The following is a 17711-nucleotide window of genomic DNA, read 5'->3' as shown; positions in this document are numbered from 1 at the left end:
GGGGGCGGGGCACGGGGCGGTGTCGACACTGGCGTTGCCGCTGGCGGCGCTCTCGCTGCTGGTGGCGGTGGCCGGGATCGGTGTGGCGTATCTCCTGTACCTCAAGTGGCGGGACCTCCCGGAGCTCTTGGCAGCGCGGTTTCAGCACGTCTATCAGATCCTTTACCACAAATATTATGTCGACGAACTCTACCAGGATTGGATCGTACGTCCCCTCGAGCGGCTGGCCTTTTTCCTGTGGAGGGGGTGCGACGTTGCCGTGGTGGATGGAGCCGTGAATGGGGTGGCCCGGATGATGGAAGTGGGCAGTCTGGGACTCCGGCGAATCCAGACCGGGATGGTCTTCAACTACGTCGTCTCTATCCTTGCCGGCGTCGTCCTCCTCTTGGGTTATCTGATCTTAGTGAGGTAGAGATGCCGCTTTTGAGTCTGATCACCTTTCTCCCTGCAGTTGGGGCGGCAGGCCTCCTGGTCCTTCCCCGTAAACGGCAGGACCTGATCCGAGGGGCGGCGCTGGGTGTCTCGGTTCTCACGTTTCTCCTCTCCCTCAAACTGTTTACCGATTTTCAAGTGGGTGTTGGTCAGATGCAGTTCGTCGAGGAGATGGCGTGGATTCCGAGTTTCGGTATCCGCTATAAGCTGGGAATCGACGGGATTAGCCTCTTTCTCGTTCTCTTGACCACCTTCCTGACGGCCATCGCCATCGGAGCCTCTACTGGAGTTGTGCACCGGATAAAGGAGTATATGGTGGTTATGCTCCTTTTAGAGACAGGGATGATCGGGGTCTTCGTCGCGTTGGACCTAGTTCTGTTCTATGTCTTTTGGGAGGCCACGCTGCTTCCCATGTACTTCCTCATCGGGATCTGGGGCGGGCCGAGACGCATCTATGCCACCATCAAGTTTGTCCTCTACACGATGGCAGGTAGCCTTCTGATGCTGGTGGCGATCATCGCCGTAGGCTTGCTTCACGCCCAGGCCGGAGGGGAGATCACTTTTGACCTCACAGTTCTGATGCATGCGGAGATCCCCCCTGCGATCCAATGGTGGCTCTTTCTCGCCTTTGCGCTGGCCTTCGCCATTAAGGTCCCTCTCTTTCCCTTTCATACCTGGCTCCCGGACGCCCATGTGGAAGCCCCTACGGCGGCGAGCGTCCTCCTGGCTGGGGTCATTCTGAAAATGGGGACCTACGGGTTTCTCCGCTTTGCCTTGCCCCTGTTCCCCCAGGCCACCATGACCTTCCTTCCCTGGATCTCGGGGCTCGCCTTGGTGGGGATCGTCTACGGGGCGTGGGTGGCGATGGTGCAGCCCGATCTGAAGAGCCTTGTGGCTTATTCCAGCGTGAGCCACCTGGGCCTTGTCATCCTGGGGATCTTTGCTTTGAACGGGGAGGGGATCGCCGGATCTGTACTCCAGATGGTCAACCACGGCCTCTCCACCGGGGCCCTCTTCCTCATGGTCGGTATGATCTATGAGCGGCGCCACACCCGGATGATAGCCGATTATGGAGGACTCTTTCGGGTGATCCCGTTTTTTGGTGGAACGTTCCTCCTCGTAGTCCTCTCCTCCATCGGCCTGCCGGGTTTGAACGGGTTCGTGGGGGAGTTCTTGATTCTGCTGGGGACCTTTCGGGTGCATCCGCTGTACGCCCTGGTTGCGGTGACCGGGATCGTCTGGGCGGCCTGGTATATGCTGGGCATGGTTCGGCGGGTCCTCTTCGGCCCCCTGACCCACCCGGAGAACGCCGACATATCGGATCTCACCTGGAACGAACGGATCGTCTTAGTCCCTGTCCTCGTCCTCATTGTGTGGATCGGGGTGTATCCTGCGCCTTTCCTCCGCCGGATGGAGGCCTCGGTCGAGCGCGTCATTGTCCAAGTAAAGCGACAGCAGGCAGTTCAGGGTTCAGAGTTCATAGTTCAGGGAACGGCCGCCATGAACCCTGAACCATCAACCATGAGCCCCGAGGCATCGTCCATGAACCCTGAACCATTAACCCTGAGCCGGGGGAGGAGGTGAGCTTGAGCATCCCACAGCTCGATTGGGGAGGCGCGGCCCCTTTCCTCGTCCTTACCCTAACCGCGCTCGGGATCCTCTTATTTGACCTATTCCTTTCAGTGCGACACAAGGTCTGGCTCATGCATCTAGGACTCACGGGTGTGCTGCTGACCATGGCGTTGCTGGTGAGCGGCTTCGGTGATCAAAAGCGAGTGGTGGGGGAAATGCTCATCCTGGATGACTTTTCCCGTTTCTTCCATCTCCTATTCCTCCTCATAGCGGCCTTGACCTTCTTGGTCTCGGTAAAGGATGTGGAGCAAGAAAGAATACACCGGGGGGAGTACTACGCCCTGGTTCTCTTCGCAACCCTGGGAATGATGGTGATGGCCTCCGCAGCAGATCTCATCATGCTGTTCTTGGGTCTGGAGGCCCTCTCCATTCCCCTCTATATCCTCTCCGGTTTTCTCCGGGGGCAATTAACCTCTAATGAGGCAGCCCTCAAATATCTTCTTTTGGGTGCATTCGCCTCCGCCTTTCTCCTGTATGGGATCGCTTTTCTCTACGGGTCTGCGGGGAGTACTCGCCTGGACAGGATCGCTGCCCATCTGAGCCACGGGGCGGCGTGGGAGAATCCACTGGTCTTCTTTGGGATTGGCCTCCTCCTGGTGGGGCTCGCCTTCAAGATCGGCGCGGTCCCGTTCCACATGTGGTTGCCGGATGTCTATGAGGGGGCTCCGACCTCGGTCACCGCCTTCATGATCGCAGGGACAAAGGCTGCTGCCTTCGCCGCACTGTTGCGCGTCTTCGGAACGGCACTGACGCCGCTGCACGCCGAATGGGTTGCCCCCCTGTGGATTCTTGCCCTCTTGACCATGGGGGTCGGTAACGTGGCTGCCCTTACCCAGCAGAGCATCAAGCGGATGCTTGCCTACAGCTCTATCGCCCATGCCGGCTATCTGTTGGTGGCATTCCTGGCCGGTACGAGCCGGGGCTTTTCCAGCATCCTTTTTTACCTCGTCGTCTATGCCTTCATGAACCTGGGAGCCTTCGCCGTGATCATTGCCCTGGCTCGGCAGGGGGAGGAGAGACCGACCCTTTCTGCCTATGCCGGCTTAGGTTTTCGTCATCCCGTGTTGGCATTCAGTATGGCGGTTTTTATGTTTTCGCTGGCAGGGCTTCCCCCCACTGGCGGATTCATGGGGAAGTTGTATATCTTCAGTGCTGCGGTAGAGGCCAACTATGTGGGCCTGGTGGTTCTTGCTGTTCTCTGTAGTCTCATTTCCGTTTTCTTTTATCTCCGGGTAGTGGTGGTGATGTATATGGAGGAACCACGAGAGGGACAACCGAATCCGGTCTTTTCGCCCGCCATCCTCATTACGCTCTTCCTCGCGACTGCGGCCACGCTCCAGTTGGGACTTCTGCCTGCAGGCGTGTGGGATCTGGCGGTCCGGTCTGTTCGGAGTTTTTTGGGGTAGGGAGCCATGGCACAGAAGCGGTCGAGACAGTCGATCAGTTCTCGGATCCCTGAAAGGACCATCACCCGCCTGAGTATCTACCTCAGGTGTGTGGAGGAGCTTGTCGCCGATGGGATGACCGCTGTCTCTTCGCAGCAGTTGGCCGAACGCTTCGGGCTGAACTCCGCCCAGGTTCGAAAGGATCTGGCATACTTCGGCCAGTTCGGCGTTCGGGGACTCGGCTATTATACCGAGGGGCTCAAGCAGAACCTGGAGCGGATCCTGGGCCTCAACCAAAAATGGGAGGTTGCCCTAGTCGGTCTGGGAAACTTGGGCTCCGCCCTCCTGAATTACCGGGGCTTTCAGCAGCGGGGGTTTCGGATATTGGTGGCCTTCGAAATTGATCCCAGCAAGGTGGGCCACCGGGTTGGCAGGGTCGCGGTCTACCACGTGCAGAAGCTGGTCCCGATCCTCAAGCGTCGTAGGATCAAGATGGCCGTCATCGCAGTCCCCGCAGGGGCAGCCCAGGGGGTGGCCACCCGGTTGGTTGCTGCGGGGGTACACGCCATCCTCAACTTCGCCCCCACGCAGCTCTCTGTTCCCAAAGGGGTGAAAGTGCAGAACGTAGACCTCTCCGTCATGCTCAAGACCTTGAGCTTCTATATCGTCCGTTCCGCCCGCGACTCCCGCGCCCCCGTCAGGACCAGCCACCGAGCACTGAAAAAGTAAGCCCCCAGCCATAACCTTGTAGCTGGGGGTTACTTGGTTCAAGAAGTCGGAACGGCCTCAAAAGAAAGCAGACTGGTCCGAGAAGACCGACATTTTTGGACTAGGCCGTTTCGCGACCTAGAGTCGCGCCCTTGGAGAGAAGCCGGCTTCGACTAAGGGCGTGCTTTTCGCTGCCGCGCCGACTCTCTCGCGTAGAACTTCCAGATCTCATCCTTTTCCTGAAGGTTCAGATGGGCGAACTCCACTCCGACCGATTGCTCGTCAACCCACTTTACCGTACAGGATGTCCGGACAGGCCGGTTGCTCACGGGGAGGCGAAAGCTGAGAACCAGCTCGGCCCCAAGTGGAATCGGCTCTTCCGTGGTGAGAAGCGCCCCCACAGTCCCGATCTTGGTGATCCGGCCGTCCCTGGGGCGGTCGCCTTTGACATGGTACTCCATCGGCAGGTCGCAGGGAATGCGGGGTGAGCGTCTTGTGTCATCCCGATCACTCATGGCAGCCTCTCCATCTGATAGGTGCACGCGGGACTTTGGTCGGCCCAAAGAAGCCTCCTCTGCACTGAAGAGGACACCAGGGATCCCGCGTTTTCTTATTGTACCCATGCAGAGATGGTAAGTTCAAGGCCATACTATTGCCCCTCCAACTCACTCCTCCTAAGCACCGCAGGGTTCCGCCAGCCCGGATTATTCACACAGAAGTGAATAATCGGCCCTCCGGGCTTCGACTCCGCCCCGCGTGTGCGGGGCGACGCTCAGGGCTAGCCTTGAGGCCCGCCGCAGCGGCGGGATCGAAACCTGCCGGTGCGGCCGAGCCCGCACCTGCAGGCGCATTATTCACGAAGACACTCCGTTCGTGAATAATGCGGGCCAGGGGCACTGAGGGGTTGTAGGGGAGAGGCTCCCCTACGCCTGGGGGGTGCTCAGCGAGGCGAACGCCGAGCGCCGAAGGGGGGCCTGCCCCCCTAGCGAAAGTGCCGCACCAGCGCAGAATGCTAGTGAAAAATAGTTGGTGCGGCACTAGAGCAGAGCAGGCCGGTGTGAAAGATCGGGCGAAAGGGGAAATACAACTCTGCTGCCCGCCGGTCCAAGGCCGTTGAAGTGTCTGGAAGGATGGACCATGTGGGAAGGTGAAAGGACAAGCCATGAGGGCTAACGAGACGGTGGGAGGAGTAAACGCGAAGGATCCGCAGGGGGGATTGCCTCTGCGCAAAGGCGATCAACGACGATGCCAATCGCCTCTGAGGCCTCCAGTTCGAGGAACTGTACTCCCATTCCGGTGATGGCGCTCGGTGCTGTCTCCTCTTTGCATACCCAGACGACATGCGCAAGTATCGAAAGACGGTCAGACAGGCCCGGCGGCGTGAAATGGAGCAAGATCTCGGGCCCCGGTACGGCCGGGCGTCTCGTCGTGATGAATATCCCTCCCCGGCTGAGGCTAAGGCATGTCCCTCGGACTATGGCTTGAGCTTGGGTGTACTCGATATCGAATCGGACCGGCGCTCGAGGATCGAGCCGTTGTATGCCCTGAGACACCCATTGGCGTACCTGGGCTGCCTCGACCGGTTCCTCGAAAGCCACTCCGTGGGGGAACCTGGTTCCCAAGATGGTAGGCGTGCTCTGGCCAAGCCAGACGACGTTTCCGCGCAAGGGATCTCCTTGAGCAATTTGGACCAACAACGGAGTACTAACAGGGACAGATTCCGGCAGGAGGATTGCGAGTCCGCCGGCACCAATGGACCGCGTTCTGCCGGCAAGTGGTTTGAGAGAGGGATGCTTGGAACTCAGCGCGGCGTACCGAATGGGCAGGTAGCGGGCAAAGCGCAGGTGGTGACGCATGAGTGATTTGGAGTGGGCTGACATGCTTTACCTCCAGCAGGTTTCTACGGGAATCGGTAGCAGCAAGGGTCATGCCATCCCAGGTGGTAACTATCGGGATGAACGCAGCCACCGTGCAGCAGAGCGACTTGTGCCTATTACTTCTCTTAAATACCAAGAATCAAACTGTCCCACCTTTGGCCTGAGAGTGAGGTCGCGCCAAGGACGGGGTTTCGCCCGCTCGGAATCGGGAAACGTCCTTGACCCGTTCCGAGGTCGGGTCCTATACTGGAGCCAAGTGCTGGAATCTTGGGGGATAAGTGGTTTATCCATCACGACATGACAATTCGGGAGTCTCCCTGCTCACCGGCGATCGGGGGGAGCGACTCGCTCTCGCCTTAGAACGGTTTTTTGGAAATATCAATCCGGTCACGCTTGTCAGCGGGGAGCGGGATGGGTTGGGGGAGCAGGACCGGCTTCTCCGGCTGCTGCGAGGCTTCGTGGAGGTAGAGCGACGGGCCATCTTGAAATACCACCGACAGGGGGCTCTAGGGATAGAGGTGGTAAAAGAGCTGACTAGCCTTGGGGATGTGCTGATCGATCAGCTCTACCACTGGGCCGAAAAGGCGTGTCACGAGACGTATCAGGCCGATCTCCCGTGTGCCTTAGTCGCGCTGGGAGGGTACGGTCGTCGCGAGCTAAACCCCGCCTCAGACATCGACCTCATGTTCCTTCACCGCACGCCGATCAACCGATCGCTTCACGCCCTCATCCACTTCCTGGTCCCCCTTCTTTGGGATGTAGGCTTTACTGTCGGCCATAGTGTCCGGTCCCTTCAGGACTGTGTCCGGATAGCCTCGGAGAATCTCAGTTCCCATACCTCCATGCTAGAAGCGCACCTGCTGGCGGGCGACAAAGGCCTCTATGACGAAATGGAAGCAGTGCTGCAGCGGGGCCTTAGGCGGAGACGGGGACAGGCATACATCCAGGCAAAGCTCCAAGAGCGGGTGGCACGATACACGAAGTATGGCAGCTCGGTGTACCTGCAAGAACCACACGTCAAGGAGGGGGCCGGGGGTCTTCGGGACGTGCATACCGCGCTCTGGATTGCTCGAGTTCAATACCCGGTGAGGCGCCTCGAGGATTTGGGGGGCTCGGGCCTCCTCAGCCAGGAGGAACTGCAGCGCCTACGCCAGGCGGTCGATTTTCTCTTTCGGGTTCGCAACGAGCTGCACTATCTCTCGAGCTGGAAGAACGATTACCTGCTCTTTCATCTACAGGAGCCGGCTGCGGCGAACCTGGGCTTCGGCGAAGGTGAGCCAGTCCGGGGGGTAGAGCGGTGCATGCAATACTACTACCTTCAAGCCCGAACCATCTTTGGCCTCTCAGAGCGGGTCGTGGAGCGATGTACCCAGGTGCGGGCTTCAAAGGAAAGCCTCATGAGACGGCTGAGGGCGAGAGACTTGGGAGACGGATTAACGGAGATCAATCGAGAGATTCAAATCCTCCCCAGGAACCGGCGACTCTTTGAGGACGACCCGATCCGCCTCTTGAAGATCTTCTGGTATGCCCTCGAGACCGGTTATCCCTTGAGCTCAGGGACCCAGGAGCTCATCCGAGAGCATGTGCATCTGATTGACGACAAGTTCCGACAGTCGAGTCGCGCCCTCAATTTCTTTTTGGCCATCCTCCGCGAACCGAAGGGCGTGGCAGCAACGCTTCGACTCATGCACGAGCTTGGGGTTCTGGGAGCCTACATTCCGGAGTTCGGCCAACTCTCGTGTCTGGTCCAGTACGATCTCTACCATAAGTACACCGTAGACGTGCATACCTTACTGGCGCTGGAGTATCTGGAATCCTTGGATCAGGCCCCCACCTATCACGCCGAGGAATTCCGGGCGATCGCAGCTGAGTTCAAGCGGCCGGAGATGATCAAGCTAGGGGTCCTCTTCCACGATTTAGGGAAGGGGGAGGGCCATGGGCACGTGGCGCGAGGCGCCGAAATGACTGAGCGGATTTTGAACCGGATGGGCCTCCCAGACGCCGAGGTAGCCGAAGTTCGCTTCTTGGTGGAGCAGCACCTCGCACTGGCCCACATTGCGCAGCGCCGGGACTTGGATGATGAGCCGATGCTCATCGAATTCGCCAGGAAGGTCCGGGATATTGAGCGGTTAAAGATGCTTTACCTCCTCACCTACCTGGACATTCGGGCAGTGGGTCCAGAGGTGTGGACCGAGTGGAAGGGGAGTCTCATTTGGGAGCTCTACATCCGCACCCATACCCTCCTCACCAGGGGGATTCCCGAGGGGGTGGACGAGCTGGCCAAAGCGGCCGAGATCAAGCAGCGCCTTTCACAAGAGCTTCAGGAGGAGTTCTCCCTTCCCGTTATTGAGGCGCACTTGGAGCAAATCCCTGTCCGGTATCTCCTGCACGTACCGACGGCAAAAGTGGCAGCCCATCTTCGGATGATCGAGCGACTCGAACGGGGCGAGAAGATCGTCGTCCAATGGACGCCCTACCCGCTCATTGGACATTGTGAGGTGACCGTCTGTGGCTTCGGTCGGCCAGGACGCTTTGCCCAGATCGTTGGTACTCTGACAGCCAACCGGATGAACATCCTCAGCGCCCAGATCTTTACCCGGCGCGACGGGCTGGTCCTTCGGACGTTCTATGTGGATGACGGCAAAGGGACTGCCATTACCGATGAGGAAGTATGGCGCAATTTCGAGAGGGATCTTGGTCGGGTGCTCGATGGTCAGGCGGATGTGGGGCAGCTCATTCTCAGCAGACAGCGTGACATTTTGAGTCGGCCGGCCCTGAAGAGCGAAACCGCACCTCTCACCCGCGTGGAGTTCGACAACTTCGTCTCCGAGACGCACACGGTGATTGATGTGCGGACCCACGATCGCGTGGGTCTCCTCTACATCATCTCTCGGGTGCTCCGCGAACTCGGCCTCGACCTCAGCCTCGCCAAGATCACAACCGATGTGGAGCAGGTCGTGGACGTTTTCTATGTCACCGAGCGGGACGGCGAAAAGGTGCGGGATGAGCTGCGGATGAGAGAGATCCGAGAGCGACTGGAAGCCGCCATTGCTGAGGGTCTCCCGACCGAATCCAGGAGTGCCGGTTGACCTGTGAGAAAGGAGGGGAGCGAGGCCTTTTCGTATTCGCGAGCAGCCTTGTTCCGTTTCAATGGTCATTCAAGGAACCACCACGGTATGTTTGATATTGGGATATCCAGTGGCGCACAGCGCCTCCCCCCGAATGCAGAACGCCGCCTTTGCGGCACTCGGACTCGATTGGGTCTATGTGCCATGGGCGGTCCCTCCTGAAGCCTTCCCGAAGATGATCGAGTCATTACGCACTATCGAAAATTTCGGCGGGGCGAATGTGACCATCCCCCATAAGGAGGCGGCCTTCGAATCCGTGGATGAGCTCAGCCCGGAGGCCAAGCATATAAGGGCGGTGAACACCATTGTACCCCGGGGAGGAGCCCTCATTGGGCACAACACGGACGGGGAAGGGTTTTTGAGCTCCTTACGGGAAGAAGCCGGAGAAGAACCCAGTGGGAAGCGGGTGGGTCTGGTAGGGGCGGGGGGGGGCGCAAAGGCGGTGGCTTACGCCCTCGCCCAGGCGGGAGTAGCAGAGCTCCGCCTGTTTAATCGGAGCCAGGACCGGGCTCGAGCCTTAGTGAGCCATCTGGGGACATTGTTTCAAAATCTTGAGGTTTTGGCATTGGGTTTGCAACATCTGCAGCCGGATATACTCAGACACTTGGACATTTTCATCAATGCAACGCCAGTGGGGATGGAGTCCTCAGATCGACCCTTATTTGACTACGGGAACTTGCCGGAAAACCTGTTGGTTTGCGATCTAATCTACCGGCCTCTCGAGACCTCCCTTTTGGCGTCAGCCCGATCCCAGGGGTGCCGGATTCTAAACGGATCCGGGATGCTTCTCTATCAAGGGGCGCGAGCCTTTGAGCTCTGGACGGGGCAGAAGGTCCCGGCATCCGTCATGCGGCAGGCCCTAGTAGCTCAGGGGGAGGCAGGGGCTTGACAACTCCGGGAATTAGGCAATAATGAGGCCCCCTTCAGCCACTTTTCTCGCAAAACAGCGGAGCTTTCGATGACCGCAGGGTCTAATCGTCTCGGTGAGATGCTGGTCAAGTCGAACCTGATCACTGAGGATCAGCTCAAGAAGGCCCTGGCGCAACAGACGTCGTCTGGAGGGCGTCTAGGCAGCAATCTGGTCAAGTTGGGTTACATCAGCGAGGAGGACATCACCAGCTTCCTAAGTAAGCAATACGGTGTTCCTTCCATTAACCTCGCCCACTTCGAGATTGATGCAGCCGTGATCAAATTGGTCCCAGCCGAGATCGCCCAGAAACACATGGTCATCCCCATCAACCGGAAGGGCAACGCCCTCACCGTAGCGATGGCCGACCCCAGTAATATCTTTGCCATCGACGACATCAAATTCCTCTCCGGTTTCAAGGTAGAGCCGGTGGTAACGGCCGAGAGCTCGATCAAGAACGCCATTAACAAGCATTACGACTCCGCGGGAATGGTCCAGGACATCATGAGGACCTTCGAGGACCCGGGGGTCGCCACGGTTGATGAGACTGAAGACGTAGCTGACTCCGCGGATCTACAGAAATCGACCGAGGATGCCCCCGTGGTGAAGCTGGTGAACTTGCTCCTGAGCGACGCGATCAAGAAGGGGGCCTCGGATATCCACGTCGAGCCGTACGAGAAATCGTTCCGAGTCCGTTTCCGGATCGACGGGGTCCTGTACGATATCATGCAGCCTCCCATGAAGCTCAAGGCGGCCATCACCTCCCGGCTCAAGATTATGGCCCAACTCGACATCGCTGAGCGGCGCCTCCCCCAGGATGGGCGCATCAAGATCAGGATGGGGACGAAGGAGATCGACTTCCGGGTGTCTACGTTACCGACCCTCTTCGGCGAGAAGGTGGTCCTCCGTCTCCTGGACAAGTCCAATTTGGAGTTGGATATGAGCCATCTGGGGTTCGAACCCCAAGCGCTCCAGGCTTTCGAGAAGTGCATTTTGGCACCGTACGGGATGGTCCTGGTCACCGGTCCCACCGGCAGCGGCAAGACGACCACTCTGTATTCGGGCCTGCACCGCCTGAACACCACCGAGACCAACATCATGACCGCGGAGGATCCGGTGGAGTTCAACCTCCCCGGGGTAAATCAGGTCCAGATGAAGCCTGAGATCGGGTTGAACTTTGCCGCGGCCCTCCGGTCCTTCCTCCGGCAGGACCCGGACATCATCATGGTGGGAGAGATCCGGGACTATGAGACGGCAGAGATCGCCATCAAGGCGGCCCTCACCGGGCACATGGTCCTCTCGACCCTACACACCAACGACGCTCCTACGACCATCAGTCGGCTCATCAACATGGGGGTGGAGCCGTTCTTGGTCGCGGCCTCGACCAATATGATCATTGCCCAACGCCTTGCCCGAAAGATCTGTTCGAGTTGCAAAGAAGAGATCTCGGTACCTCGCCAGGCCCTGATCGATGCAGGTTTTTCCCCCGAGGACCTCAAGACCATGAAGTACTATCAGGGGAAGGGCTGCATGGAGTGCAATGACACCGGGTACCGGGGACGGGTGGCTCTGTACGAAGTCATGGCGATCACAGATGACATGAAGGATGGAATCCTTCAAGGCGCCCAAGCCGGCGAGCTGAAGGAGCTGGCTCGGAAGAACGGCATGAAGACCCTCCGGGAATCAGGTCTGCAAAAGATCCGGGACGGGATGACGTCCATCCCCGAGGTCATGCGGGTGACAAGCCAAACCTAGGGAGGGACGCAGCGCTGCGCGACAGGCCTGTTCTCGTATGAAGCTGGGCTGCGCGGTCTGCTTCCGCTCCACACGTTAACTTGGAGGAGTCATGACGAGTCTGGATCAGATGTTAAAGGAGATGGTGGCCAGAGGGGCTTCGGATTTGCATATTACCACTGGGATCCCCCCCACGGTCCGTGTCCACGGCGGGTTGACACCCCTGGGGGAGACTCCCCTCGCCCCGGCGGGCACCAAGCAGCTTGCTTACAGTATCCTGACTGATGTCCAAAAGCAAAAGTTCGAAGAGAATAAGGAACTCGACTTCTCTTTTGGGGTGAAAGGGCTTGGCCGTTTCCGAGCGAACGTTTTCCTACAGCGGGGGGCGGTGGGAGTGGCCATCCGAACCATTCCGTACAAGATTTTTGGCTTCACGGAGCTGGGGCTACCCAAAGTGGTGGAGGAGCTCTGCGCCCGGCCCTCAGGTCTCATCCTGGTTACGGGACCGACCGGTTCGGGAAAATCCACCACCCTGACCACCATGATCGACAAGATCAACAGCGAACGCCATGAACACATCATCACCATCGAGGACCCGATCGAGTTTGTCCACAGCCACAAGAAATGTATCGTGAACCAGCGCGAGGTCCATTCGGATACTTACTCCTTTGCAAATGCACTGCGGGCGGCCCTCCGGCAGGATCCGGACAAGGTCCTGATCGGGGAGATGCGAGACGTGGAGACCATCTTGGCGGCCCTGACCATCGCCGAGACAGGCCACCTGACCTTTGCCACCCTTCATACGAATTCGGCCATCCAGACGATCAACCGGATCATCGACGTCTTTCCCGCCGCACAGCAACCGCAGATCCGCGCGCAACTCTCATTCATCTTGGAGGGAGTGATCTGCCAAAGCTTACTGCCGCGGTCGGATGGTCAGGGGCGGGTGCTGCTCATGGAGATCATGGTCCCCAACCCCGCAATCCGGAACCTGATGCGGGAGGACAAGATCCATCAGATCTATTCGGTGATGCAGGCCGGCCAAGAGAAGTCGGGGATGCAGACCATGAACCAGTCGTTGATGATCGCGTATACGAAGCGTGCCCTCACCATGGAAATGGCTCTCGGGGCCTCCCAGAATCCAGAAGAGCTCACGCAGATGATGCAGCGGGCGCAGCCCGTCGGGGCCGCGATGGGGGGTAGGATGCCCCCCGCTGGCAGAGAATGGGGAGGGAAATAAGCCATGGCAGTCTTTGCCTTCAGCGGGAGGACGCGATCAGGACAGACCATCAACGGAGAGATGGAGGCCCCCAACCGGGAGGCCGTGGTCGCACAGCTCAGGCGGCAACAGGTCCTGGCCACTTCGATAAAATCCAAGGCGAAGGACATTGAGATAAAGATCCCCGGCTTTGGGGGGAAGGTCGGCGAGAAGGAGCTGGCCATCGTCACCCGGCAACTTGCGACAATGATCGATGCCGGACTCCCGCTGGTCCAGTGCCTCAATATCCTCGCCCAGCAGCAGGAGAACAAGATCTTCAAAAAGACCCTCAATGATATCCGGGAGAATGTGGAGGCGGGCTCCACCTTCTCCGCCGCCCTCAAGAAGCACCCGAAGGTTTTTAACACCCTCTACACCAACTTGGTGGAGGCCGGGGAGGCGGGCGGAATCCTCGACACGATCCTCAACCGCCTGGCGGTGTATATCGAGAAGGCGACAACCTTGAAAAAGCGGGTCAAGTCTGCCATGTTCTATCCGATGACGATCGTCTCGGTGGCGCTCGTGGTGGTCATCTTCCTTCTGATCTATGTCATCCCGACCTTTCAGGGGTTATTTGCGAACTTCGGGGCCACCTTACCCCTTCCCACCATAATCGTTCTTGAGCTGAGCAACTTTGTCCGTGCGTATCTCCTGTACATGATTGGGGGGGGGGTGGGACTGATCATGGGCATACGGGCGTATTACAAGACCGCCGGGGGGAGAAAACGCATCGACGGCCTCATGCTGCAACTCCCCATCGTGGGACCCCTGATCCGAAAGGTAGCAGTGGCCAAATTTACCAGGACATTGGGGACCTTGGTCTCGAGCGGCGTGGCCATCTTGGAAGGACTGGATATCACGGCACGGACGGCGGGGAACATGGTGGTGGAAGAGGCAGTGCAGAAAGCCCGCGCGGCGATTGCCCAGGGGAAGACCATTGCCGAGCCCCTACAGGAATCGAAGGTCTTTCCACCCATGGTCGTGCAGATGATCGCCATCGGAGAGCAGACCGGTGCCCTGGATCGCATGTTGAATAAGGTCGCTGACTTCTACGAGGAGGAGGTCGATATTGCGGTGGGCACGCTGACCGCCATGCTTGAGCCACTTATGGTGATCTTCCTCGGTGTGGTCGTCGGTGGCGTGGTCATCGCCATGTATCTGCCCATCTTTAAGCTGATCTCCGTCATTTGAGACCAGAGCTTTGAGGCTGGAGTCTCAGGTCCCCAGTCTCAGGTCTCCTGTCTGCGAGAAAAGGGATGTGGGAAGGCCAGGAAGGAGGGGTCGTACGGGCAGGCTGGGAGAAGCGGCTGAAATGGCTCATAGGCATCCGCCTGTTGGTGGCGATTCTCTTCCTCGGGTCGGCGGCCATCGTTCACATGCAAGAGGCGCCCCCGTACCCGACGGGTCCCCTCTTTTTCCTCTTGGGCCTGACCTTTGCCCTGAGTGTGCTCTACACCGTTCTCCTCCCCCGGGTGAATCGCCTCGACGAGTTCTGCGGATTCCAACTTGCCGCCGATCTCTTCCTCACCACCGGGCTCGTCCACTACACCGGGGGCATTGAAAGCCCCCTGACCTTCGTATACATCTTTCCGATCTTTGGCAGCGGAACGCTGCTCGGACGGCGGGAGGCCCTCTGGCTCGCCTCTCTCGGGAGCATCCTGTTCGGGCTCCTCATCGATTTTGAATATTACCATGTCATCCGTCCCGTGGGGCATTCCGCGAGCACTTACCTCTCCTTCAGCTTCGTGTTTTTCCGGGTCTTCATCAACATCGCCGCCTTATTCCTGGTGGCCGTCTTGAGCAGCCATCTGGCCGAACGGCTGCGGGAGGCTGGAAGGCAACTGGAGGCCCAGCGGACCGACATCCGGAACCTCAAGACCCTGTATCAGGACGTGATTGCCAATATCTCCAGCGGGATCATGACCCTCGATCTCGAGGGGCGGATCGTCTCCTTGAATGCAACAGCAGAGCGCATCACCGGCTTGAGGGCGAGCGAGGCGGTTGGATCGTCTTACACTGAGTTGAGCCTGGACGAGTTCCCCGGCCTCAAGGCCTTCTCTTCCCGGGAAGAGGGTTCGGCTCGTGCAGAGACCTTCGAGGCCGCCTTCGCGCGGAGGGACGGGGCGATCCTCCCCGTCGGCGTCACCTATTCCTCGCTCCGGGATGGGGAGGAACGGCTCTTGGGGACCGTGGCCATCTTTCAGGACCTCACCGAACGGAAGCAGATAGAGGAGCAGCTCCGGCGGGCGGATCGGCTGGCAGCGGTGGGGCAGCTGGCCGCCAGCATTGCCCATGAGGTCCGGAACCCCTTGGCGGCCATCAGCGGCTCCATCCAGCTCCTTCACGAGGAGCTGAAGGGACAGGGACATGAGCGGCTCTTGGGGCTGATCATCCGAGAGGCGGATCGTCTCAAATTGATCACCGGACAGTTTCTCGATCAAGTGCGGGTGCCGGGGCCTCCAGGAAGGGGATGTGACCTGGTGGCCACCCTGGAGGAGACCCTCTTCCTGCTCCAGCAGAGCGAGGAGTACCGCCCCGCTATCCACGTCGGGTTCGAAAAGACGGTCGAGACCCTCGCGGTCCAGGCCGAACGGGACCGGCTCAAACAGATCTTCTGGAACATCGGACTGAACGCCTTTCAAGCCATGCCGCGGGGCGGGACCCTCACGGTGATCGTCAGGGCGGAGGAGGGTTTCGGGGCTGTCGAATTTCACGACTCCGGCGAAGGGATCCCCGCCGACCAGCTTTCCAGAATTTTTGAGCCGTTTTATACGACCAAGAGCCGGGGGACCGGTCTCGGATTGGCCATTGCCAAGCGCCTGGTCGAGAATCTCGGCGGCCGGATCGAGGTAAAGTGCCCCCCGGCAGGGGGTACGACCTTCCAGATTTATTTCCGCCGGCACGCAGAGGTACCATCCGATGAGGCGAGCACCTCCACCCTCTCCCCGGCCAGGGGTCCACGATGACTAGAATCTTAATCGTCGATGACGAAGCAGGAATGCGCGAGTTTCTGAGTATCTTCCTGGAGCGGGAGGGTTTCCAGGTAGAGTCCGCGCGAGACGGGCAGGAGGCGCTCGAGGCAGCCGAAAAAGCTTCCTTCGATCTCGTCATTTCCGACCTGAGAATGCCGACCATGGACGGCGTCCGGCTGTTGGAGGGGCTTCGGAAATTTCAGCCCGAGATCCCGGTTATCCTGATGACGGCCTATGCATCCGCCGAGTCGGCCATCCAGGCGATGAAGCTCGGTGCGTACGATTACATCACCAAGCCATTTCGGGTGGAAGAGGTCAAGCAAGTCATCTCCCGGGCCTTAGAGGTCAAGGCGGATCGGGTGGCGGGAGTCTCTCCCTGGTCGGGTGAGCCCTTCCCCCAGCCTGTCGACGGGATCATTGGCCGGAGCCCCAAGATGATCGAGTTGTACAAGATGATCAGCAAGGTGGCGACGGTGACCGGAACGGTCTTGATTACCGGAGAGAGCGGCACCGGGAAGGAGCTGGTGGCCCGGACTATCCACACGAACAGCGACCGTGCCAGCGCGCCGTTCTTGGCCATCAGCTGCGGGGCGATCCCGGAATCGCTTCTGGAGAGCGAGCTCTTTGGCCACGTGAAGGGCGCCTTTACGGGGGCGGTTGTGGCCAAGGCCGGTCTCTTTGAGGTGGCCAATGGCGGGACGGTTTTGCTGGATGAGATCGCGGAGACGAGCCTCGCCATTCAAGTCAAATTGCTCCGGGTCCTGCAGGAGCGGGTCTTTCGCCGGGTGGGAGGGACCGAAGACATCGAGGTCGACGTGCGGGTCATCTCCGCCACCCACCAGGATCTCAAGGAGCTGATCCGGAAGGAGCAGTTCCGGGAGGACCTCTACTACCGCCTGAATGTCATTCCCATTCGCATCCCCCCCCTCCGAGAGCGGCGCGAGGATATTCCCCTGCTGGCCACGAATTTCCTCGCCAAGTACAGCCAGGAAAACAGACGGCCCATTCGGGGGATCGCCCCGGAGGCTATGGAACTCCTTCTCCGCTATCCTTGGCCGGGGAATGTTCGGGAGCTCGAGAATGCCGTCGAGCGGGCTGTCGCCTTGGGAACGGAGAGCGTTTTGACCGTGGAAAACCTGCCGGAGACTGTCCAGGCTCGACCCGAGGTACGCGACTCCGAGGGGCAACGGGTGGAGGGCACTATGCCATCTGCGGTCTCGGAGTTCACCCCGTCATCCGAAAAGCTGGATCTGGATGCGGTGGTCTCCCGCGTCGAGCGGGACCTGATTCTGGAGGCATTACGACAGGCCGGCGGGGTGCAGAAGAAGGCGGCCCAGCTCGTGGGACTGAGCTTCGAGTCGTTCCGATATCGGATGAAGAAATACGGGATTGATCCGGAAGAAGGGAGGCGGCATCCTTCGGACGGCTGAGGGGGTTTTCAACGCCGAGTGGTGAGATCCCCCAGTTTCGCTGAGAGATAGAGGGGGGTAGAGTCGAGAGCAAATGTCGAGATATTCCTTAGAATCAATTAGTTGCATAATAATGAGCGGCCAGGAGCCTTCTTGGCATAGAGCCTGCACTTCTCCGGAGACAGAGGAGAAACCTTTAACTTACCAAGGAGGGAAAGCATGATGACACGGTACCTGAAACGAGACGAGAAGGGGTTCACCCTGATCGA

The 17711-nt window shown here is 59.2% G+C and carries 13 protein-coding genes; 11 read left to right on the top strand and 2 right to left on the bottom strand.

What is annotated here, in order from left to right; genetic code table 11:
• The 4 genes from O6929_00720 to O6929_00705 form a co-directional block, all read left to right on the top strand.
• Nucleotides 1-412, top strand: a 412-nt coding sequence (locus O6929_00720) for an NADH-quinone oxidoreductase subunit L (protein MCZ6478917.1), incomplete at its 5' end; no start/stop codon positions are given.
• A 2-nt stretch (nt 413-414) separates the two neighbouring features.
• On the top strand, nt 415-2016 hold the full coding sequence (locus O6929_00715) for an NADH-quinone oxidoreductase subunit M (protein MCZ6478916.1): 1602 nt from the start codon (nt 415-417) through the stop codon (nt 2014-2016).
• The gene (locus O6929_00710; GenBank protein ID MCZ6478915.1) at nt 2013-3470 is read left to right on the top strand and encodes an NADH-quinone oxidoreductase subunit N; all 1458 of its coding nucleotides are present in this window, start codon (nt 2013-2015) and stop codon (nt 3468-3470) included. The genes O6929_00715 and O6929_00710 overlap by 4 nt, the downstream gene beginning before the upstream one ends.
• Before the next feature lie 6 nt (nt 3471-3476).
• On the top strand, nt 3477-4178 hold the full coding sequence (locus tag O6929_00705; protein ID MCZ6478914.1) for a redox-sensing transcriptional repressor Rex: 702 nt from the start codon (nt 3477-3479) through the stop codon (nt 4176-4178).
• A gap of 152 nt (nt 4179-4330) precedes the next feature.
• Here O6929_00705 and O6929_00700 read toward each other — a convergent pair whose 3' ends face one another.
• Together O6929_00700 and O6929_00695 are read right to left on the bottom strand one after the other, a co-directional pair.
• On the bottom strand, nt 4331-4672 hold the full coding sequence (locus tag O6929_00700) for a PilZ domain-containing protein (GenBank protein MCZ6478913.1): 342 nt from the start codon (nt 4670-4672) through the stop codon (nt 4331-4333).
• Between the two features lie 654 nt (nt 4673-5326).
• On the bottom strand, nt 5327-6037 hold the full coding sequence (locus tag O6929_00695; protein MCZ6478912.1) for a PilZ domain-containing protein: 711 nt from the start codon (nt 6035-6037) through the stop codon (nt 5327-5329).
• Between the two features lie 275 nt (nt 6038-6312).
• On the opposite strand from O6929_00695, the gene glnD reads away from it, so the two are divergent.
• The 7 genes from glnD (at nt 6313) to O6929_00660 (ending at nt 17463) form a co-directional block, all read left to right on the top strand.
• Complete coding sequence (gene glnD / locus O6929_00690) at nt 6313-9123, top strand: [protein-PII] uridylyltransferase (GenBank protein ID MCZ6478911.1); 2811 nt, start codon at nt 6313-6315, stop codon at nt 9121-9123.
• 61 nt (nt 9124-9184) lie between these two features.
• On the top strand, nt 9185-10051 hold the full coding sequence (locus tag O6929_00685; protein MCZ6478910.1) for a shikimate dehydrogenase: 867 nt from the start codon (nt 9185-9187) through the stop codon (nt 10049-10051).
• A gap of 69 nt (nt 10052-10120) precedes the next feature.
• Nucleotides 10121-11824: a type IV-A pilus assembly ATPase PilB gene (pilB, locus tag O6929_00680; protein MCZ6478909.1), complete on the top strand. Its 1704-nt coding sequence runs from the start codon at nt 10121-10123 to the stop codon at nt 11822-11824.
• A gap of 91 nt (nt 11825-11915) precedes the next feature.
• Nucleotides 11916-13043, top strand: a complete 1128-nt coding sequence (locus O6929_00675; protein MCZ6478908.1) for a type IV pilus twitching motility protein PilT — start codon at nt 11916-11918, stop codon at nt 13041-13043.
• A 3-nt stretch (nt 13044-13046) separates the two neighbouring features.
• Nucleotides 13047-14252: a type II secretion system F family protein gene (locus O6929_00670; protein MCZ6478907.1), complete on the top strand. Its 1206-nt coding sequence runs from the start codon at nt 13047-13049 to the stop codon at nt 14250-14252.
• A gap of 65 nt (nt 14253-14317) precedes the next feature.
• A complete protein-coding gene (locus O6929_00665; GenBank protein MCZ6478906.1) occupies nt 14318-16027 on the top strand; it encodes an ATP-binding protein in 1710 nt (569 codons plus the stop codon).
• Nucleotides 16024-17463: a sigma-54 dependent transcriptional regulator gene (locus tag O6929_00660; protein ID MCZ6478905.1), complete on the top strand. Its 1440-nt coding sequence runs from the start codon at nt 16024-16026 to the stop codon at nt 17461-17463. Before O6929_00665 ends, O6929_00660 begins: the two co-directional genes overlap by 4 nt.
• Nucleotides 17464-17711: the final 248 nt, after the last annotated feature.

The sequence above is a fragment of the Candidatus Methylomirabilota bacterium genome, assembly GCA_027293415.1.
Lineage (GTDB): Bacteria > Methylomirabilota > Methylomirabilia > Methylomirabilales > CSP1-5 > CSP1-5.
The sequence above is the reverse complement of the archived record's forward strand: the minus strand, read 5'-3'. Positions and strand labels throughout refer to the sequence as shown.